The organism is Dactylosporangium sp. NPDC051087, from assembly GCF_055586325.1.
Genome location: NZ_JBVJIJ010000036.1, coordinates 12,182 through 31,033, shown reverse-complemented (window position 1 = coordinate 31,033; position 18,852 = coordinate 12,182). Strand labels below are relative to the sequence as shown.

Annotated in this window: 17 protein-coding genes; 7 read left to right on the top strand and 10 right to left on the bottom strand. The window is 72.1% G+C overall.

Going from position 1 to position 18,852, the window contains the following annotated elements:
- Nucleotides 1–37: 37 nt before the first annotated feature.
- Nucleotides 38–1,510 carry an MFS transporter gene (locus ACZ6TV_RS46690; protein WP_465306570.1) on the bottom strand — a complete coding sequence of 491 codons (1,473 nt, stop codon included), beginning with the start codon at nucleotides 1,508–1,510 and terminating at the stop codon, nucleotides 38–40.
- Nucleotides 1,511–1,729: 219 nt separating this feature from the next.
- On the opposite strand from ACZ6TV_RS46690, the gene ACZ6TV_RS46685 reads away from it, so the two are divergent.
- Complete coding sequence (locus ACZ6TV_RS46685) at nucleotides 1,730–3,499, top strand: galactose-binding domain-containing protein (RefSeq protein WP_465306568.1); 1,770 nt, start codon at nucleotides 1,730–1,732, stop codon at nucleotides 3,497–3,499.
- 75 nt (nucleotides 3,500–3,574) lie between these two features.
- On the opposite strand, the gene ACZ6TV_RS46680 is transcribed toward ACZ6TV_RS46685, so the two are convergent.
- Nucleotides 3,575–5,785, bottom strand: coding sequence for a peptidase M6 immune inhibitor A (locus ACZ6TV_RS46680; RefSeq protein WP_465306566.1), 2,211 nt, complete (start codon nucleotides 5,783–5,785; stop codon nucleotides 3,575–3,577).
- A 244-nt stretch (nucleotides 5,786–6,029) separates the two neighbouring features.
- Complete coding sequence (locus ACZ6TV_RS46675) at nucleotides 6,030–7,229, bottom strand: hypothetical protein (protein WP_465306564.1); 1,200 nt, start codon at nucleotides 7,227–7,229, stop codon at nucleotides 6,030–6,032.
- Between the two features lie 162 nt (nucleotides 7,230–7,391).
- Between ACZ6TV_RS46675 and ACZ6TV_RS46670 the strand changes: the two genes are divergently transcribed.
- The 3 genes from ACZ6TV_RS46670 (at nucleotide 7,392) to ACZ6TV_RS46660 (ending at nucleotide 9,724) form a co-directional block, all read left to right on the top strand.
- A complete protein-coding gene (locus ACZ6TV_RS46670; RefSeq protein WP_465306562.1) occupies nucleotides 7,392–8,099 on the top strand; it encodes a carbon-nitrogen hydrolase family protein in 708 nt (235 codons plus the stop codon).
- 73 nt (nucleotides 8,100–8,172) lie between these two features.
- Entirely contained in the window at nucleotides 8,173–8,847 is a 675-nt protein-coding gene (locus ACZ6TV_RS46665; protein WP_465306560.1) for a FadR/GntR family transcriptional regulator, read from the top strand.
- 34 nt (nucleotides 8,848–8,881) lie between these two features.
- Entirely contained in the window at nucleotides 8,882–9,724 is an 843-nt protein-coding gene (locus ACZ6TV_RS46660) for a fumarylacetoacetate hydrolase family protein (RefSeq protein WP_465306558.1), read from the top strand.
- A 21-nt stretch (nucleotides 9,725–9,745) separates the two neighbouring features.
- Here ACZ6TV_RS46660 and ACZ6TV_RS46655 read toward each other — a convergent pair whose 3' ends face one another.
- From ACZ6TV_RS46655 to ACZ6TV_RS46645, 3 genes are all read right to left on the bottom strand, one after another.
- Nucleotides 9,746–10,642 carry a class I SAM-dependent methyltransferase gene (locus ACZ6TV_RS46655; RefSeq protein ID WP_465306556.1) on the bottom strand — a complete coding sequence of 299 codons (897 nt, stop codon included), beginning with the start codon at nucleotides 10,640–10,642 and terminating at the stop codon, nucleotides 9,746–9,748.
- 66 nt (nucleotides 10,643–10,708) lie between these two features.
- Nucleotides 10,709–11,860: an AbfB domain-containing protein gene (locus ACZ6TV_RS46650; protein WP_465306554.1), complete on the bottom strand. Its 1,152-nt coding sequence runs from the start codon at nucleotides 11,858–11,860 to the stop codon at nucleotides 10,709–10,711.
- 10 nt (nucleotides 11,861–11,870) lie between these two features.
- Entirely contained in the window at nucleotides 11,871–13,343 is a 1,473-nt protein-coding gene (locus ACZ6TV_RS46645) for a family 43 glycosylhydrolase (protein ID WP_465306552.1), read from the bottom strand.
- A 254-nt stretch (nucleotides 13,344–13,597) separates the two neighbouring features.
- Between ACZ6TV_RS46645 and ACZ6TV_RS46640 the strand changes: the two genes are divergently transcribed.
- Entirely contained in the window at nucleotides 13,598–14,302 is a 705-nt protein-coding gene (locus ACZ6TV_RS46640) for a winged helix-turn-helix transcriptional regulator (protein WP_465306550.1), read from the top strand.
- A gap of 49 nt (nucleotides 14,303–14,351) precedes the next feature.
- Nucleotides 14,352–15,014 (top strand): Uma2 family endonuclease, encoded by a 663-nt coding sequence (locus ACZ6TV_RS46635; protein WP_465306548.1) that lies wholly within the window; start codon nucleotides 14,352–14,354, stop codon nucleotides 15,012–15,014.
- An 18-nt stretch (nucleotides 15,015–15,032) separates the two neighbouring features.
- Here ACZ6TV_RS46635 and ACZ6TV_RS46630 read toward each other — a convergent pair whose 3' ends face one another.
- From ACZ6TV_RS46630 to ACZ6TV_RS46620, 3 genes are read right to left on the bottom strand one after another with little or no spacing between them, the layout of a single operon-like run.
- Nucleotides 15,033–15,386 (bottom strand): DUF4406 domain-containing protein, encoded by a 354-nt coding sequence (locus ACZ6TV_RS46630; protein WP_465306546.1) that lies wholly within the window; start codon nucleotides 15,384–15,386, stop codon nucleotides 15,033–15,035.
- Complete coding sequence (locus ACZ6TV_RS46625) at nucleotides 15,383–16,198, bottom strand: DeoR/GlpR family DNA-binding transcription regulator (RefSeq protein ID WP_465306544.1); 816 nt, start codon at nucleotides 16,196–16,198, stop codon at nucleotides 15,383–15,385. Before ACZ6TV_RS46625 ends, ACZ6TV_RS46630 begins: the two co-directional genes overlap by 4 nt.
- A 48-nt stretch (nucleotides 16,199–16,246) precedes the next feature.
- On the bottom strand, nucleotides 16,247–17,269 hold the full coding sequence (locus ACZ6TV_RS46620; RefSeq protein ID WP_465306542.1) for a lysylphosphatidylglycerol synthase transmembrane domain-containing protein: 1,023 nt from the start codon (nucleotides 17,267–17,269) through the stop codon (nucleotides 16,247–16,249).
- 105 nt (nucleotides 17,270–17,374) lie between these two features.
- Between ACZ6TV_RS46620 and ACZ6TV_RS46615 the strand changes: the two genes are divergently transcribed.
- A complete protein-coding gene (locus tag ACZ6TV_RS46615) occupies nucleotides 17,375–18,148 on the top strand; it encodes a polyphosphate kinase 2 family protein (protein WP_465306540.1) in 774 nt (257 codons plus the stop codon).
- Here the strand turns inward: ACZ6TV_RS46615 and ACZ6TV_RS46610 are convergent.
- Complete coding sequence (locus ACZ6TV_RS46610) at nucleotides 18,137–18,844, bottom strand: SDR family NAD(P)-dependent oxidoreductase (RefSeq protein ID WP_465306538.1); 708 nt, start codon at nucleotides 18,842–18,844, stop codon at nucleotides 18,137–18,139. The genes ACZ6TV_RS46615 and ACZ6TV_RS46610 overlap by 12 nt on opposite strands.
- Nucleotides 18,845–18,852: the final 8 nt, after the last annotated feature.

The window sequence follows — 18,852 nt, the reverse complement described above, 5'->3', positions numbered from 1 at the left end:
GGTACTAGACGGTACCATGAGCGGGATCCGAAAACGGTCAGCGGGAGATCGCGGACAGCGGCACCGCCACGTCCTCCAGCGACTTGCCCTCGGCGTCCACGCCGAGGAGCCATTCAACGACGCCACCGATGATCATGACCGCGGCGCCGATCAGGTAGCCGATGAAGAGCTTGCCGGGGTCCTCGCCCTCGCCGATCAGCCAGCCGTAGAAGATCGGGCCGATCGCGCCGAAGCACTGGGCGATGGCGAAGAAGACCGCGATCGCCTGGGCCCGGACCTCGAGCGGGAAGATCTCACTGACGGTGAGGTACGCGGAGCTGGCGCCCGCCGAGGCGAAGAAGAAGATGACGCACCAGGCGAGGGTCTGGGTGAACGCGTTGAGCAGCCCCGCGTCGAACATCCAGGCCGAGATCGCCAGGAGGATGCCGGACAGGATGTAGGTACCGGTGATCATCTTTCGCCGGCCGATGGTGTCGAAGAGGTGCCCGAGCAGCAGCGGGCCGGCCAGGTTGCCGAGGGCGAAGGCGATCAGGTAGATCGGGGTCTTCTCCGCGTCGACGTCATAGAACTTCGACAGCACCAGCGTGTAGGTGAAGAAGATCGCGTTGTACAGGAACGACTGCGTGATCATCAGCGTGGCCGACAGCGCGGATCTGGACGGGTAGTGCTTGAAGAGCACCTTGATCAGCGACAGGTAGCCGTGCGACGAGGACGGCTTGATGTCGATGGCGGCCTTCTCGTCGACGGGGGCGAGGGTCTGCCCGGAGCGCTCGACGTCGGCCTCGATGGAGGCGATGCTCGCCTCGGCCTCCTCCTCGCGGCCGTGCATGATCAGCCAGCGGGGACTCTCCGGGAGGTGCCTGCGCAGGTTCCAGATGAGCAGGCCGATGATCGGGCCGATGAGGAAGCCCAGCCGCCAGCTGATGTTCAGCGAGATGTGGTTGAGCAGGATGTACGTGCCGAGGGTGCCGATGATGGCGCCGCCCCAGTAGGTGCCGTTCACGCCGATGTCGACGCGGCCGCGGTACTTCGCGGGCATCATCTCGTCGATCGCGGAGTTGATCGCGGCGTACTCGCCGCCGATGCCGGCTCCGGCGATGAATCTCGTCAGGTACAGGAAGATCAGGCTCAGGGTGCTGTTGCCCCAGGTGAGCGCGGTGAGGGCGTTGCCCGCGAGGTACACGCCGAGGGTGACGATGAACAGGTTCTTGCGGCCGAGGGCGTCGGACAGGCGGCCGAAGAACAGCGCGCCGAAGACCTCACCCAGCAGGTACACGGTGGCGATCGCGCCGACCTGGGTGCTGCTGAGACCGAGGGTCTCCTCCTTGTTCAGCACCGCACCGACGGCGCTCGCGATGGTGATCTCCAGGCCGTCGAGGACCCAGGCGGTGCCCAGCGCCAGCACCATTCTGGTGTGGAACGGGGCCCAGGTCAGCCGGTCGATCCTTGCCGGGATGAGGCTGCGGATGACGCCGCCGGTCGGAGCCGGGGCAGATTGCGTGTCGGACAAGGTGCACCTCCCAGGATTCCCTCAGGAACCCGTGCCCTCATCGGCAACGGTCAAAACGCGACCTCTTGACGAGCCTCGACGGATCGACCACGCTGAGTTCGAGAGAGCGCTCTCTTCCCGCTGTACGACCGAACGCCCGCCAGCACCGGCCACCCGCCCTCCCGGTGTTTCGACGTGGTGCGGCGCCGGTCCACCGTGCCCCCATCCAGGGAGAGACCCATGCACAGAACCATGCCCAGATTGCCGGGCCGGCGCCTCGCCGGCCTGCTCGTCGCGGTCCTGATCGCCGGATACGCCGCCGTCACCGTCACCTCCGAGGCGAGCGCCGCCGGCCCGCTGCTGTCCCAGGGCCGCCCGACCACCGCCTCCTCCACCGAGAACGCCGCGGCGGGCGCTGCGCTCGCGACCGACGGCAACACCGGGACCCGCTGGTCGAGCGCGTTCAGCGACCCGCAGTGGATCCAGGTCGACCTCGGCGCCACCGCCGCCGTCGACCAGGTCGTGCTCAACTGGGAGGCCGCCTACGCCCGCGCGTTCACGATCCAGCTGTCCACCGACGGCAGCACCTGGACGACCGTCTACTCCACCACCACCGGCACCGGCGGCATCCAGACCCTCGCGGTGTCCGGCAGCGGCCGGTACGTGCGGATGAACGGCACCGCGCGGGCCACCGCCTACGGCTACTCGCTGTGGGAGTTCCAGGTGTACGGCACGACCGGCGGCGGCACCGGCTGCGGCAGCGCCAACGCCGCGCAGGGCCGCCCGGCCACCGCTTCCTCGACGGAGAACGCCGCGTCACCCGCGTCGGCGGCGGTCGACGGCAACACCGGCACCCGCTGGTCGAGCGCGTTCAGCGACCCGCAGTGGATCCAGGTCGACCTCGGCGCGACCGTCTCGGTCTGCCAGGTGGTGCTCAACTGGGAGGCCGCCTACGCGCGGTCGTTCACGATCCAGCTGTCCACCAACGGCACCACCTGGACGACGGGGTACTCCACCACCACCGGCACCGGCGGCATCCAGACCCTCGCCGTGACCGGCTCCGCCCGGTACGTGCGGATGAACGGCACCGCGCGGGCCACCGCCTACGGCTACTCGCTGTGGGAGCTGCAGGTGCGCACCACCGGCGGCCCGACGCCTCCGACCTCCCAGCCGCCGACGTCGCAGCCGCCGGGGTCGTTCTGGGGTGACACCTCCTCGATCCCCAACCCGAGCAACGTCGTCATGGTGAAGGTGCTCAACCGCACCAACGGCCAGTACCCGGACAGCCAGGTGTACTGGAGCTTCAACGGCCAGACGCACAGCATCGCCGAGCAGCCCTACCTGGACATGCCCGCCAACTCCGCCGGTCGCATGTACTTCTACCTGGGCAGCCCGAACAGCCAGTACTACGACTTCATCGAGTTCACGGTCGGGGCCGCGGTCTTCAACGGCAACACGACCCGGGTCGACGCGTTCGGGTTGAAGCTCGCGATGCGGCTGCACGCCCGTGACGGCTACGACGTGCAGGTCGGCGAGGACCAGGCGACGTTCGCGGAGAGCCGGGCGGCGACGTTCCAGCGGTTCATCGACGAGGTGCCGGCCCAGTTCGACGTCCTCGCGCAGTCGCAGGCGCCGTACCGGATCATCGCGCCGGGCAGCGACCCGACGTTCCGCGCCGGTGGGGTCAACGCGAACTACTTCACCGCGTACGCGTCGCAGTACGGGATCAACGCCCCGACGTCCGACGTGTTCGGCTGCGCCGGGGTGCTCGCCAACGACCCCGCCAACTGCGCCGCGCTCAACCGGCACGTGCGGCAGCTGCCGCAGTCGCAGTGGTCGACGCCGAGCCTGTACTACCAGGCGGCGCCGGCGAACTACTACGCGAAGTTCTGGCACGACCACGGCATCGACAAGCTCGCGTACGGGTTCCCGTACGACGACTACGCGAACCAGTCGTCGTTCGTGTCGCACGGCAACCCGCAGTGGCTGCTGGTGGCCGTGGGCTGGTAGCTCCGCGCAAAGGGACGGGCACCCCCTCCGGAGGAAGGGGTGCCCGTCTTCTTACGAAGGCGCCTTATGCAGGCGTCAGGAACTGCCGCCCGGCTGGAGCGTGCCGTTCACCGTGAGGGTGTACGGCGCGTACTGCTGGACCTGCTCCGTCGGCTCGTCGTAGGCGACGACCGCCACGACCTTCGGGAACAGCGACAGCAGCGCCAGCTGGATCCAGTTGAGCTGGATGCTGTTCTTGCCGGTGAACTCGAACTGCCACGCGAAGTGGTTGCCCTCGTCGATGCCGACGAGCTTCACGTGCCAGTTCTTGACCTTGACCGGGGTGATCTCCGTCGGCGACTTGAACGGCGCCAGGCTGGAGCCGTCGCTCAGCGTGGTGCCGCCGAGCTTGATGTCGTCGACGAGCAGGCCGCCCTCGTTGACACCACCGTCACTGACGTAGCGGATGCCGAGCAGGATCGACTGGCCCGCGTACGCGGACAGGTCGAAGCTGTGCGGCTCGAAGCCGGTCGTCGTGCCGTTCAGGCCCGGCCCGAGCGGCGCGTCGACGGTCCGGTCACCGGGGATCGCGGTGTAGGTCGTGCCACCGTCGGTGGAGACCACGACGTAGCCGTAGTCGTAGCCGAGCTCGGCGCCGTACTTCGCGAGGAAGGTCAGCGTCGCGTTGGAGGCGGGGACCGTCACCGGGATGACCGCGGTGTTGTCGGTGTTGTTGGCGTTGCCCGAGAACAGCACCGAGTTGCCCGGCCGGTCGGGGTCGTTGTTGACGAGCGTCCAGGCCAGCGGGATCGCCGGCAGCTGGGCCGCGCCCGAGAACTTCAGGGACCGCAGGTCCTTGCCCTTGATGGCCGTGCCGTTCTTCTGCAGCAGCACGTAGTCGGCGCCGTTGGGCGCCGCTCCGGGCACGCTGTAGCTCTGGGTGTTCGCCAGGTTCACCGAGGAGCGGACGCTCTTCGACGTGACCTTGGACTTGTCGGCGCCGAGCACGAGGCTCCAGCGCGAGTCGTCCAGGAGCTTGTCCAGCAGCACCGACGACTGGTAGTCGTGCAGCACCGTGTAGACGTCCTTGGCGCCCTCGGCCTTCACCGCGGCGTCGAGGCTCTTGAGACCCTGCAGGCTCGCGTCGCGGTGCAGCTTCTCGATGATGTCCTGACCGTAGTGGTCGTAGAGGTACAGCATCAGCTGGTATGCGTTGCCGTAGTCGGCGAGCACACCGGCGCCGCTGCCGCCCTCACCCCAGAGGTTGAGCGAGTTCTGGGAACCACCGCAGTCACGGGGGTTGGGGTTGAAGGGTGTCTGCACCGGGCCGTAGCCCTGGAAGCAGTACAGGTGGCTGTCGCCGCCCTTGTCGTAGACCGTCTTGGTGCCGTCGACGTACCCGGTGAGCGTCTGCGCGAAGTCGGACAGACCCTCGTTCATCCAGGTCGTCTCGTTCGGGTCGACGTAGGACAGCAGCAGGTGCTGCCACTCGTGCGCGAACGTGCCCTCGTAGAGTGTCGGGCGCGCCGGGCGGCTGGTGCAGACGTCGCTGGACGGCGCGTCGGCGGGGTTGGCACCGGTGCGGTGCTCCCAGTCGTACGCGTCGATCGTCATGACGTTGCGGTCGAACAGCTCGTTGAACTGGGTGGAGAAGAAGCCCGCGATGTAGGTCGAGTTGGCCGGGAAGTCGTAGTAGTTGTCGTCCCGGACGTTGTCGACCAGCGTGACGGTCTTCTCGCCGCCGCCGCTGTACACGCCGCCGTTGCCGTTGGCGTCCGGGCCGAGCAGCGCGTTGCTGCCGTCCCGGTCCGGCGGGGTGCTGAAGGCCGCGGTCTCCTTCGGGTACATGTTGGTGTCGAACTCGTGGATGAAGTTCGCCACCTGCGCGTCGGTGACCGTGGTCGTGTTCGGCACCGCGTTACGGCAGTCGCCCGCCGGGAACGAGGTGTCGACCGCGACCCAGACCTCGATGTGCTCGCCGACCCCGCGCAGCTTGTAGTCCTTGCGGTACAGCCGGCCCTGGTAGTCGTCCGAACCCAGCCACTGACGGACCGTGCCGACCTCCGGGGTCTCCCCCGCGGCGAGCGAGCGCTTCTGCGCCGGCTTCGCCATCTTCGACGTGTCGACCAGCTTGCCGTCCAACGTGAACTGGGTCCGCGTCATGTGCCGCGTGTCGGACGTCTTGCTCGCACTGGACGCCGCAGGCGCCTTGACCGGGGCCGCCGACGCCGGGGAGCCCGGCAGGGCGACGAGCACCGGCGCGGCGAGGACGACGACCGCGGTCGTGACCAGGCGTGTTCGCACCATGAAGCCTCCTAAGTCGGCCTGCCGCACCGGGCGGGGGTGACCGCGACCGGAAACGGGCAGACCGCCCGTGATGATATTGACAACGCACACTATCGCCGCGGCACCCATCGGCGACGGTCGCATCGAAGTGCGAGGGTATGGACGAGGGATACCTGCGCATTCAGCGGCATCAATGCACTGATTCCGTGGAGCGCATTCGGCTCCACCGTGGATCCGTGATCGACGCCGGCGCGCCGGCGACCGCTCAGCAGGCGGGCGCCGCACCGCCGGACGTCGAGGAGATGTAGGCGTGGCTGACGTACTGCCCCGCGCCGACCCGGTCCCAGCGGGTCGTCGTGCCGAACGGGCCGGCGATCGACTGGCCGGTCACCCAGCACTCGATCGGCACCTGGGCGTAGGCGGCCGCGTAGCCCTTGCCGGCGAAGCTCGAACCGGCGCCGGAGCGGATGTTGAGCGGGCCGCTGCCGACGACGCCGCGCGGGCCGCCCGCGGTCCACAGGTAGGCGACGTCGACCCACGAGTTCGTGGTGAGCTGCAGCCCGTCCCAGAAGACGCCGTCGCCGAGGTCGATCCCGGCGGGGTTGGCGACCGTGCGCCCGAACTGGTCCTTGCCGCCGTTGTAGCCGTTCTGGTACGCCGCCTGCGCCTCGGGCCGGCCCTGCGGGAGGTCCTTCCACGACTGCCGGGTCGCGGGCGGGTTCCAGTAGTCGTCGGTGGTGTTCCACGGGCCGACGTCCCAGACGGGGGCGAACTCGCACCGCGCGCCGCTGGTCGTGCAGACCCGCACGGTGTAGTCGCCGGTGCCCTTCGGCGACAGGCCGCGGCGCGACGGCAGCGCGACGAAGTGGTCCCGGGACGTGATGACGTGACCGTTCGCGGTGGTACCGCCGACGAGCCCCTCCCTGGTCGCGTACACCCGGTGCACGTTGCCGACGGCGGCGAGCCCGGCGGGCCCGGGCGTGGCGGCGCCGGCCGCGAGCCGGACCGAGGTCACCGTGGCGGCGCCGGTCAGCACGACCCGCACCTGGACGTCGCCGACCGCGACCGGCAACGGCTGCCCGGCCGACTGCCACTCGGTCCACCCGGCACCGGCGGCGGACGGCAGGCCGCGGTACTCGACGTCGACCTGGCCGGTGCCGGCGACCGCCGCCGTGACCAGGTTCGCCGGGGCGGGCAGGACGTGCCCGGCGGTGAGGAGCATGCCCTGCGCGACCGGCGGGCGCTGACCGCCCGGTGGCGTGGCCGGATCGGCGAGCCGCAGCGCGGCGCCCGGCCCGGTGCCGGTCCAGGCGACGTTGACGTCGTCGCCGCCGACGGCGCGCAGGTCGGCGCTCCAGGCGCTCGACGCGACCGCCTCCGGCTGACCCGGGGTGGCGTGGGCAGGGGCGGCGCTCAGCAGCACGAGGCCGCAGACCGCGATGGCGGTGAACCGGCGGTACGACACCCTGGCAGCCAACCAGAGACATCGATGACCGTCAAGGTCTGTGGCGCGGGCCGGTCCACCGCCGCCCGGGGCGGGCGCGGACCGGCGAGGAGGGGCACGCCGGCCCGCGAATGATGCACCGCGGTGCATCGGGGCAGCCTGCCGGGCGTCTAGGATCGATGGATGCGGGAGCCCTTGACCGTCGCGGTCGCACAGCCGGAATGCGACGCCTATGACGTGGCGGCCAACGCGGCCACCCACGCCGCCGTGGTCCACGCGGCGGGCGCGCGGGTGGTCGTGTTCCCCGAGCTGTCCCTGACGGGCTACGAGCTCGACGCGGACGTCGTGCCGCCGGAGCACGAGGCCCTCTCCGAGCTGCTCGCCGCGTGCCGGGACACCGGCACCCTCGCGCTCGCCGGCGCCCCGGTCGACGGCGACGGCGGGCCGTACATCGGGATGCTCGCCGTGGACGGCCTCGCGGGCGCCGTCACCGTCGCCTACCGCAAGGTCTACCTGGGCGAGCACGAGCAGCGCCGCTTCCGGCCCGCGCCCGGGCCGGCGGTCGTGACCGTCGAGGGCCGGCGCCTCGGCCTGGCCCAGTGCAAGGACACCGGCGTCCCGCGGCACCAGGCCGACACCGTGGCGCTCGGCATCGACGCCTATGTCGCCGGCACCTGCAGGTCCGCCGAGGAGGCCGACGAGCAGGCCGAGCGCGGCGCCCGCATCGCCGTGGCGCACGGGGTGTGGGTCGCCTTCGCCAGCTTCGCCGGCCCGACCGGCGACGGCTACACCGAGACCGCCGGCCGCTCCGCCATCTGGTCCCCGGACGGCACCCCGGTCGCCCAGGCCGGCAGGGACCCGGGCGTCTTCACCGTCGCCACGTTGCCGTGACCCGCGATCCGGTGTGCGAGGTCCACCGGATCATGAGCGGCACACGGACCGGACGTGCCGTAGCGTGGTGGCGGTGAGCGGGGCCGACTTCGTGAAGCTGCGGCGCACCTCGGCGGCCGCGGACGCGGCGCGCGCCATCCAGGAGATGATCGTCGACGGGCGGCTCACGCCCGGGCAGCGGCTGCCGCCGGAGCGGGAGCTCGCCGAGCTGCTCGGCATCAGCCGGCCCACGCTGCGCGAGACGATCCGCTCCCTGGAGGGTCTCAACATCCTGGAGAGCCGGCACGGCGCGGGCACGTTCGTCGCGGCGCTGTCCACCGCGACCCTGCTGGAGCCGATGCGCTTCGTGATGGCTCTCAACGAGCGCACGATCGGCGAGCTGTTCGAGGCGCGGCTGCTGCTGGAGCCCGCGCTCGCCGCCCTCGCCGCGCAGCGGGCCACCCCCGGGCAGGCCGCCGCGATGCGGGCCGCGATCGGCGGCGACGACCAGGTCGAGGCGGACGTGCTGCTGCACCGGCTGATCGCCGAGGCGGCCGGCAACGCGCTGCTGACCGCCATGTTCGAGTCGCTGTCCGGCCTCGGCAGGTCCAGCCGGTCGATCACGGCGGGGCGGCCCGGGGTGCACCGCCGCACGGCGCACGACCACGAGGCGATCGTCGCCGCCGTCGAGCGGGGCGACCCCGCCGCCGCGCGGACCGCGATGACGGCCCACCTCGAACGCATCGCCGCCGTGGCGGGATTGGCTTGACCACTTGGCCACTGCGTCCGTACCGTGGCAGCCCATGAGACTTGCCCGGCTTGGACCGTCCGGTGCCGAACGACCCGTGGTGCTCGACGCGGAGGACGTGCCGCGGGACGTGTCGCGGCTGACCTCGGACATCGACGGCGTGTTCCTCGCGGCCGACGGGATCGCCAGGGTCCGCGACGCCCTCGAGGCCGGCACCCTGCCCGTGCTGGCCGACCCTCCCGCCCGCACCGGCGCGCCGGTCGCGCGGCCCGGCAAGGTCGTCTGCATCGGCCTCAACTACCGGGCGCACGCCGCCGAGTCCGGCGCGGAGCCGCCCGCCGAGCCGGTCGTGTTCATGAAGGCGTCCGACACCGTCGTCGGCCCCGACGACGACGTGCGCGTCCCGCGCAACAGCGTCAAGACCGACTACGAGGTGGAGCTGGCCGTCGTCATCGGCCGGCAGGCCCGCTACCTCGACAGCCCCGCCGACGCGCCCGCCTGCGTCGCGGGGTATGCGATCAGCAACGACGTCTCCGAGCGGGAGTTCCAGCTGGAGCGCGGCGGCCAGTGGGACAAGGGCAAGTCGTGCGAGACCTTCAACCCGCTCGGGCCGTGGCTGGTGCCCGCCGAGGGACTGACCGTCCCGCAGCTGCGGCTGCGGTCGTGGGTCAACGGCGAGCCCCGCCAGGACGAGCTCGCCGGTGACATGATCTTCGACGTGCCGCACCTGATCTGGTACCTGAGCCAGTTCATGGTGCTGCGCCCCGGCGACGTCGTGAACACCGGCACGCCGGCCGGGGTGGCGATGGGCCTTCCCGGCCAGCCGTACCTGCGCGCCGGCGACGTGGTCGAGCTGTCGATCGACGGGCTGGGCCGGCAGCGCCAGCGGGTCGTCTAGGCCCCGCGGGGCCCTGGCCGTCTACGCCCTGCGGGCCACGAACAGCAGGTACTCCCACTCCATCGCGCCGCCGCCGAGGTCGTGCGCCCGGGCCAGGTCCAGCAGCGCGGCGTCCAGGGCGGCGACCGCCGCGGGGTCACCGGCATTCGCGGCGTACACCGCGATGGTCGGCCCGTAGGTGCGCTTGAAGAACTCCAGGAACGCCTCCGCGGACGGGAACGCCTCGACGCGCAGCATCCGCCGCTGCGCCACGACGCCGGTGACGGCGTCGCCGAACAGGTCGCGGACGTGCGTCTCGCTGCCCCACAGCGGGGGCGGCTGCGCGCCGGGCGGCGGCGGGGGCGCGTAGGGCTTCATCGTCGCGAACATTCGCCCGATGAAGCCTTCCGGCGTCCAGTTGACGAGCCCGATCGTCCCGCCGGGGCGGCACACCCGGACCAGTTCGCCGGCGCCGGCCCGGTGGTGCGGGGCGAACATCACCCCGACGCAGGACATGACGGCGTCGAACGCGGCCGCCTCGAACGGCAGCGCCTCCGCGTCGGCGGCCTCCCACGCCAGCGTCGCGCCCCGCGCCGCGGCGAGCCGCTCGCCGGCCTGGAGGAGTTCGGGGGTGAGGTCGGTGGCGACGACGTCGGCGCCGGCGAGCGCGGCCGGGATCGCCGCGTTGCCGGATCCGGCGGCGACGTCGAGGACCCGGACGCCGGGTCCCGCACCGACCGCCTCGGCGAGGACGGGGCCGAGAGCGGGGATCACGTCGGCGGCGACGGCGGCGTAGTCACCCAGCGCCCACATCACCCGGTGCTTGCTCTTCAGCGCCCTGTCGGCGGCCCGGTCGGCGGCCCGGTCGGCGGCCCGGTCGGCGGCCCGGTCGGCGGCCCGGTCAGCGGCCTGGTCAGCGGTCATGGATTCGGTCTGCATGTCTCGACCGTAGGAACCGCCCGGCGGGCCGGACCAGTACAGGATCTGTACTGGTCCGGTTCCCGACTACGGGGTCCAGGGGGCGGTGAGGGCCCAGACCGTGTCCGGCGCGAAGCTGGTCGCGTTGTCCCAGGCGCTCGGCCCGGCCGGCGTCGCGAGCCAGACCTCGCTGTTGATGTGCCGCAGGTACGAGCCGGGGAAGTTGAACGCGGCGAGCCGGACCCCGCCCTGGGCGGCCCGGGCGCACCAGGTGGCGTCGGCCCGCATCAGCGCCGAGCCGTCGTCCGCGCTGATCCGCACCCGGGCGTTCTGGTGGCGCAGGTAGTACCCGGGGAAGTTGCGCGACTCGAAGGACGAGCAGCCACCGGCCGCCAGGCCCGGCACCACCCGCCAGGTGGCGTCGTCGCGGGCGAGCTGGTCGGCGATGGGCGAGGTGACCGCCAGCCCGTTCTGGTGGCGCAGGTACCGGTCGGTGAAGCCGGGCGTGGTCACCCGCAGCGACGCGAGCCCGTTCGGCAGGCCGACGGGTCCGCCGGCCGGTCCGGCGCTGCCCGGCACGCCGGCGAGCGCGGCGGCCCACCCGGCGGCCATCTTGTCGTAGCCGGTCCGGTTGGGGTGCACGCCGTCGGCGAGGTCGCCGGTGCCGAGCTTCGCGTGCATGTCCACGAAGTGCACCCGGGCACCCTTGCCGGCCACGATGCCGGGGATGGTGGCGTTGAACGCGTTGACGTTCGCCTCCCGCGCCGGGTCGGTGAGCGGGGTGATCGAGGCGACGAACACGTCGGCGCCCGGCGCGGCGGCGGTGATCCGGTCGATCAGCTGCGACAGCCGGCCGGGCGCGCCGGCGAGGTTGTAGTTCTGGATCACGTCGTTGGTGCCGATGTGCAGCAGGACGGTGCGCGGCGCGGTCGCGGCGACCCAGCCGGTGACGTTGGCGGAGATCTCGTCGATCCGCCAGCCGGGGTGGCCCTCGTGGTCGTGGTCGGGCAGGTCGCCGGGCCCGTTGAACTGCCCGCCGACGAAGTCGGTGAGCTGCCCGCCGGCGGCCAGGGACCGCCACAGGCCGATCCGGTAGCCGCCGGGGACGTTCCACCCGTCGGTGATGGAGTCGCCGAGCGGCATGATCCTGGTGCCGCCGGTGTTCTCGGCGTGCGCCGGGACGCTCAGGCTCAGCGCGGCGAGCGCGCCGAGCAGCAACGCGGTGAAGGGTCGTCTCACGGGGTGCCTTTCAGGGGGCCAGGGGCGCTTCGACGCGCCAGGTGATGTCGGCGGCGAAGGAACCGGGACCGTCGCCGGGCTGGGTGCCGCCGTCGGCGCCGATCCAGACCTGCGCGTTCGCGTGCCGCACGTACCGGTCGGGGAAGTTCTTCGACCGCAGCGCGACGCCGGCACCGGCCGGCCCGGTCACGGCGCAGAAGGTCGCGTCGGCGGCGAGCAGCGCGGAGCCGTCGTCGCCGGACAGCCGGATCCGGTAGGCGCTGTGCCGCAGGTACAGGCCGGGCAGGTTCGTCGACTCGAACGAGTAGCAGGCGGGGTCGGCGAGCCCGCGCCGGACCCGGAACGTGGCGTCGTCGCGGGACAGCTGGTCGGTGACGGGTGAGGTGACCCCGAGCCCGTTCTGGTGGCGCAGGTACCGGTCGGTGAAGCCGGCCGTGGTCACCCGCAGCGACACGAGCTGGTCGACGGGCAGGGAGGCGCCGCCGCTGGAGGGTTCCTCGACCGGGACGCCGACCGGTCCGGGCCGGCCGAGGTCCGGGGTGCCGTCGGCGTTCCAGTCGACCCGCTGGGCGCGGGCGGAGCGGTCACCGCCGCAGCTGCCGGCGGGGTTGCCGGTGGCGTGGTACAGGTTCCACGTCTGCGTCCCGTCGGGCGAGGTGAAGAAGCTGTTGTGCCCGGGGCCGTAGACGCCCGCCGCGTCGTTGCGGGTGAAGACCGGCGCCGGCGACTTGACCCAGGAGGCCGGGTTCAGCGGGTCGCCGCCGGTGTGGGTGAGCATGCCCAGGCTGTAGTCCGCCGATCTGCACTGGCTCGCCGAGTAGACGATGAAGGTCCGGCCGCCGTGCTGCAGGACCTCGGGTCCCTCGTTGACGGCACCCTCGACCCGTTCCCAGGCGTACGTGGGGACCGACAGCTTCACGCGGTTGCCGGACACCGTCCACGGGTTGGCGAGCGCGGCGATGAACAGGTCCTGCCCGTCGGGCTCCCACGCCGACCACAGCAGGTACCTGGCGCCGCCGAGGGTCAGGACCGAGGCGTCGATGCCCGGGCGGTGGTCGGCCGCCCGCAGCTCGCCGCGGAACGTGTAGGGATCCAGGGGGTTCGCGCCGCCCTCGAGGACGAACAGGTGGTGCTGGCCGATGTCGGCGGTGTAGTAGAGGTACCAGCGCCCGTCGAACCGGTGCAGCTCCGGCGCCCAGATGTCGCAGCAGCGGTAGGGGTCGCCGTCGGCCCAGACCCGCCGCTCGGGCGCGGTCCGCAGCCCGGCGAGGGTGGGCGCGGCGACGATCCCGATGTGGTCGACCTGGGTGTACACCAGGTAGTAGCTGCCGTCGAAGTAGGTGATGTGCGGGTCGGCGGCGCCCTCACGGACCGGGTTGGTGAAGGTCGCGGGCGCTGCCCGCGCCGGCTCGGCCGTCAGCGGCGTCAGCGGCGTCAGTGCGGCGCAGAGCAGGAGCAGCACGGCGAGCAGTCGTCCGGGCATGGCGGGTCCTTCCGGGACACCTCGCCGGCGGGCGGGTGCCGGATGAGCGATCGTGGTGGATCGCGATCGACTATGGCGGTTTGTCGATGGTGTCGCGATCCTAGGCAGACGCCTTCACCGTTGTAAATACCCCGGAGTCGATGCCCGGTGCCCCGCCGACGCTGTTCGAATCTGTCGCCTTCCGTGCGAACGCGGCCGGTCGGCTCGCCGACACCACCCGGCGCCGTGCCCCGCCGGGCGCATACGGTGCGGGCATGGGTGCGTCGTACTACCAGTTCTGCCCGGTCGCCAAGACCATGGAGCTGCTCGACGAGCGCTGGACCATGCTCGTGGTCCGCGAGCTCGTCGGCGGCGACCGGCACTTCAACGACCTGCGCCGCGGCCTGCCCCGGATGTCGCCGACGCTGCTGTCCAAGCGCCTGCAGCACCTCGTCGCCGCGGGCGTCGCCGAACGCCACAAGTCCGGCGTCGAGGTCCGCTACCGGCTCTCCCCCGCCGGCCGGGAGCTGGCCCCGATCGTCGCCGCGCTCGGCGAGTGGGGCATCCGCTGGATCGGCAACCTCGGCGACCGCGACCTCGACCCGAAGCTCCTGCTGTGGGACATGCACCGCCGCGTCGACCACGACGCCGTCCCGGCCGGCCGGACGGTCGTGCGGTTCGACTTCCCCGCCGTGCCACCGTCACAGCGGACCTGGTGGCTGGTCCTCACCCCGACCGAGGCCGACGTCTGCGACGCCGACCCCGGCTTCGACGTGACCGTCCAGGTGACCGCCGACCTGCGCAGCATGACCGAGGTCTGGCTCGGCGACCTCGACTGGACCGACGCCCTGCGCTCGGGCGCCGTCACCATCGAGGGCCCGCCGGACCTGCGCCGCGGCGTCCCCGCCTGGTTCAAGCTCATCACCTTCGCCACCGTCCCCCGCGCCGATCGGGACCGGCGTCCGATCAATTCGCGCTGAAACACCGATCAAGTTGTACTCTTAAGCGTTCATGTGGCAGGGTCAAGGCATGACCCTTCTGAGCGAGCCCGTCGTCGATGGCCGCGTCGCATGGCAGCCTGGTGACAGCAGCCGGCGGAAGGTGTGTGACCTCATGAGCTTCAACCCGCTCGACCATGAGGGCCCCTGGCTCGAGGCCGACTATCTCGCCCTCGAGCCGACCACGCGTCATCGCATCGAGTTGCTCGACGGGAGTCTGCTGGTGAGCCCGGCACCGAAAACCCGGCACCAGCGCCTGTCCTCGCTGTTGTGGGCGGCACTTGACGACCGGGCCTCCGAGGCGGGCTTGCTGGCCGTGGAGGCGGTCAACGTCCGGCTCGGATCCGGCCGCATCCTCATTCCCGACATCGTCGTGGCCGACGTCGACTGGGACCAGGATATGATCGACGCCGCCGATGTCGTGCTCGTCGCCGAGATCGCCTCACCGAGCACCGCGGGCGTGGACCGCGCGGTCAAGCTGCCGCTGTATGCGGCCGCGGGGATCGCCTGGTATCTGATCGTCGAGCAGGAGCCGTCCGGAGCGGTCACCATGCGCGTGCACCGGCTGGAGCACGGGCAGTATGCCGAAGACGCGAAGGTCGGGCCGGGTGAGACGCTCGCGCTCACCGAGCCGCTGGACGTCGTCCTCGATCCGGATGCGCTGCTGCGCCGGATGTCGCGCCGCACCGCCTGAGCGACCCCGCCCGCACGGTCACGGGGCGGGGATGTCGGTGACGGTGGTGTAGACGGGTTTGCCCTCGGTGCGGGCCTGGGCGACCATCTCGTCGGCGCCCGCGGAGGGGCCGCCGATGCGCAGGACGGCGTCGCAGCGGTTGAGGAGGCGGGCGGAGATCGGGTGGAAGATCTCGTCGAAGACGGGGTCGCCGACGGCCGCCGAGCCGGCGCGTTCGATGAGGGGCAGGGCCAGCGCCTCGCCGGTGACCGGGAGGTGGCCGGCGCGGAAGAGGTCGACGGCGGCGTCGTTCATGGCGTCGACGTTGGCCCGCAGCAGCGCGGGGTCGTCGCCGGTGCCCGAGCGGTAGGGGCCGGCTACCAGGATCATCATGACAAGGGCTCCTCAGGGTTGTCGGTGGTGATGACGTCGACGCCGGCGGTCCGCACGGCCTCGAGGGTCTCCGCGGCGGCACCCTCCGCGCCGGCGAGGCCGGACGTGACGAGGGTGTCGGCGGCGTCGAGGGGGGCGACCCTGGCGAACGCCTGGACCCCCAGCTTCGTGGCGTCGGCGACGACGACGGTGCGGCCGGCGCGGCGCAGCGCGGCGCGTTTGACGGCGGCGTCGTCGAGGTCGAACTCGGACCAGCCGAGGTCGTGGTGGACCGCGCCGATCGACATGACGAACGTGTCGAAGCGCAGCTGGTCCAGGGCGCTCAGCGCGAGGGGGCCGACGAGGCTGCGCTCGCCCGCGCGGGACTCGCCACCCAGGACGATCAGCCGGATGCCGGGCTGGTCGGCGAGCCGCACCGCCGCCTGCAGGCTCAGCACCGCGACCGTGAGCGGCGGCGACGAGCCGCCGAAGCGGGCGGCCAGGGCGGCGGCGACGGCCGCGGTCGTCGTGCCGGCGTCCAGCAGGACGGTGCTCCCGGGGGCGACCAGCGCGGCGGCGGCCGACGCGAGCCGGGACTTGGTGGCGGCCTGCCATTGGGCGCGGACGTCGAAGCCGGCCTCGTCGGCGGGCACGTCGAGGGCGACGGCGCCGCCCCGGACCCGGCGGACCAGGCCGTGGCTCTGGAGCTGGTCGAGGTCGCGGCGGACGGTCATCTCCGAGACGCCGAGGCGGTCGGCGAGGTCGGCGAGGGTCAGCCGGCCGCTGCCGCGGACGAGGCGGAGGGTCAGGTCGAGGCGGTCCGGTGCGGGCACGCCACCGAACTTAACAGGAACTTGTGAAGTTTGAAAGATTCGTGTGAGTTATGCGACCGGGGTCGGCTGCCGGGAGGTCGGCTCCCGCGTGGGGGACGTGCGGCGGCGCAGCGTGGCGTAGGCCAGCGCGCCGAGCGGGATGATGATCCAGCAGGACAGCAGCCGGTAGACCAGCATCGCGGCGGCCGCCGCGTCGTGCCCCGCGCCGGCCGAGACCAGGCCGGCGAGCAGGGCGACCTCGACCACGCCGATCCCGCCGGGGCTGATCGGCACCTGCCGGAGCAGCTGCACCGTCAGGTACACCGTGGCCAGCCGCACCAGGCTCACGTCGATGCCGAACGCGGCGGCCGTCGCGGCCAGGCAGGCGAAGTCGAGGCCCCAGTTGACGGTGGCGTGGATCAGCGACAGCACCCACGAGCGGCGCGGCAGGCGGCGCAGGTCGGCCACGGTGCGGGCCACCGCCGCCCGGCCGCGCCGCAGCAGCCCGGAAGGAGGCGTCTCCTCGTCGTGCTCCGGCAGCGCGGGCACCGGCACGGTCCGGCGCGACAGCAGGTAGTCCAGTCCGAACACCACGGACGCGGTCACCAGCAGGGCGAGGACCAGCACCAGCGTGTCGGCGTTGCCGGTCGCGCCGCCGCGTGGGATCAGCACGACCGCGCCGTACATGAGCACCAGCGCGACACCGGACAGCACCGACGACAGGACGGCCACGGCGCCCGCGGTGCGGCGGGTCGCGCCGGCCGTGCGGAACTGGCGGAAGGCGAACCCGGCCGACATCGCCGAACCGGCCGGCAGGCTGAACGAGATCGCCGAGCGGGTCATCGTGACCGCGACGGCGCGCGGCACCGACATCCGCACCCCGAAGCCGGCCAGCAGGCGGCGCTGCTGGAGGGCGAAGTGCCGCAGGGAGGTCAGCTCGGCGACGGCGGCGAGGACCAGCCACCACGGGCTCGCCGAGGCGATCGTGGCGGCGATCTGCCCCGGGTCCGGGATCTTGTCCTTGAGCGTGAACGCGGCCACGCCCAGCACGACGAGCAGTGCGGCGATCCGCAGTGCCCGTTTCGTGCTCATCCGAACACTGTCCCACCTCAGGGTTGCGATGCGCCCGCGCCCGTGCAAAGGATCTGCGTTGCGCACATCACGCGGACCGGGCGGAGCCGTGCGAGGCTTGCAGGCATGAAGCGGCTGGCGAAGGTCGACCTCGACGACATCCTGTCCAAGGACGAGGCGGCCCGCCGCCTGGAGCGGGCCCAGGAGCGGCTGCTGCGGCTGCGGCTCACGCTCGGCGGCCAGATCGGCGGCGAGCGGGCGAAACTGGGGCCGCCGTTGTGCGTGGTGTTCGAGGGGTGGGACGCGTCCGGCAAGGGCGGCTCGATCAAGCGGCTCGTCGACCACCTCGACCCGCGGCACGTGCGGGTCGCGCAGTTCGCGGCACCGACCTACGACGAGAAGCGGCACCACTTCCTGTGGCGGTTCTGGCCGGTGCTGCCCGGCTGGGGCGGGATGACGGTGCTGGACCGGTCCTGGTATGGCCGGGTCCTCGTCGAACGCGTCGAGGGCTTCGCGACCGAGGAGCAGTGGTCCCGCGCCTACGACGAGATCACCGAGTTCGAGCGGACCCTCGCCGCCGAGGGCATGATCCTCGTCAAGTTCTGGATGCACATCTCCAGCAAGGAGCAGCTGCGCCGGTTCAAGAGCCGGCAGGACGACCCGCTGCGCTCGTGGAAGCTCACCGACGAGGACTGGCGCAACCGGGAGAAGCGGCCCGCGTACAAGCGCGCGGTCGAGGACATGCTGGAGCGCACCGACCACCCGGCCGGGCCGTGGCACGTCATCCCCGGCGACGACAAGCCCACGGCCCGGGTGCTGGTGGTCGAGCAGGTCTGCGCGGCGGTCGAGGCGGCGCTCGTCCGCCACGGCCAGGAGCTGCCGGGCGAGCTACCGGGCTGAGGCGCCGCCGTCGACGTACATGATCTCGCCGGTCATGAAGCTGGCGGCGTCGGATCCGAGGAACAGCACCGCCTTGGCGATCTCCTCGGGGGTGGCCGGGCGGCCCAGCGGCACCCCTGCCACCAGGTCGGTCCCGCCGGAGTTCTTCTCGTACCGTTGCAGCATCGGCGTCTGGACGGGCCCCGGCGCGACCGCGTTGACCCGCACGCCGCTGCCGGCCGCTTCGAGGGCCGCGGACCGGGTCAGCCCGTCGACGGCGTGCTTGCTGGCGACGTAGACCGCCGACCCGGGCGCGCCCTGATGGCCGAGGACGGACGAGACGTTGACGATGCTGCCGTGGCCCTGCTCCGCCATGACCCGCAGCTCGTGCTTCATGCTCAGCAGGGTGCCGAGCACGTTGGTGTCGAAGGTCTTCGCGTACGTGTCGGTGTCCTGCTCCAGGACGGTGCCCGGGGTGCCCTCGGTGCCGGCGTTGTTGACCGCGACGTCGAGGGAGCCGAAGCGGGTCACGGTGTCGTCGACGAGCTGCCGGACGTCGTCCTCCTGCCGCACGTCGGCGTGCATGAAGACGGCGCCGGCGGGCAGCTCGGCGTCGTGGCGGCCGGCGACCACCACGTCCGCGCCCTGGCCGGCGAACGCCGCGGCGGTGGCCCGTCCGATGCCGGTGAGACCACCGGTGATCAGCACAGTTGTCATGCGCCGGT

Bases quoted from the DNA above. Each gene is read 5' to 3' on its own strand.
- ACZ6TV_RS46685 (WP_465306568.1), top strand. From the start codon at position 1,730: ATGCACAGAACCATGCCCAGATTGCCGGGCCGGCGCCTCGCCGGCCTG.
- ACZ6TV_RS46680 (WP_465306566.1), bottom strand. From the start codon at position 5,785: ATGGTGCGAACACGCCTGGTCACGACCGCGGTCGTCGTCCTCGCCGCG.
- ACZ6TV_RS46670 (WP_465306562.1), top strand. From the start codon at position 7,392: ATGCGGGAGCCCTTGACCGTCGCGGTCGCACAGCCGGAATGCGACGCC.
- ACZ6TV_RS46660 (WP_465306558.1), top strand. From the start codon at position 8,882: ATGAGACTTGCCCGGCTTGGACCGTCCGGTGCCGAACGACCCGTGGTG.
- ACZ6TV_RS46655 (WP_465306556.1), bottom strand. From the start codon at position 10,642: ATGCAGACCGAATCCATGACCGCTGACCAGGCCGCTGACCGGGCCGCC.
- ACZ6TV_RS46645 (WP_465306552.1), bottom strand. From the start codon at position 13,343: ATGCCCGGACGACTGCTCGCCGTGCTGCTCCTGCTCTGCGCCGCACTG.
- ACZ6TV_RS46640 (WP_465306550.1), top strand. From the start codon at position 13,598: ATGGGTGCGTCGTACTACCAGTTCTGCCCGGTCGCCAAGACCATGGAG.
- ACZ6TV_RS46635 (WP_465306548.1), top strand. From the start codon at position 14,352: ATGACCCTTCTGAGCGAGCCCGTCGTCGATGGCCGCGTCGCATGGCAG.
- ACZ6TV_RS46630 (WP_465306546.1), bottom strand. From the start codon at position 15,386: ATGATGATCCTGGTAGCCGGCCCCTACCGCTCGGGCACCGGCGACGAC.
- ACZ6TV_RS46620 (WP_465306542.1), bottom strand. From the start codon at position 17,269: ATGAGCACGAAACGGGCACTGCGGATCGCCGCACTGCTCGTCGTGCTG.
- ACZ6TV_RS46615 (WP_465306540.1), top strand. From the start codon at position 17,375: ATGAAGCGGCTGGCGAAGGTCGACCTCGACGACATCCTGTCCAAGGAC.
- ACZ6TV_RS46610 (WP_465306538.1), bottom strand. From the start codon at position 18,844: ATGACAACTGTGCTGATCACCGGTGGTCTCACCGGCATCGGACGGGCC.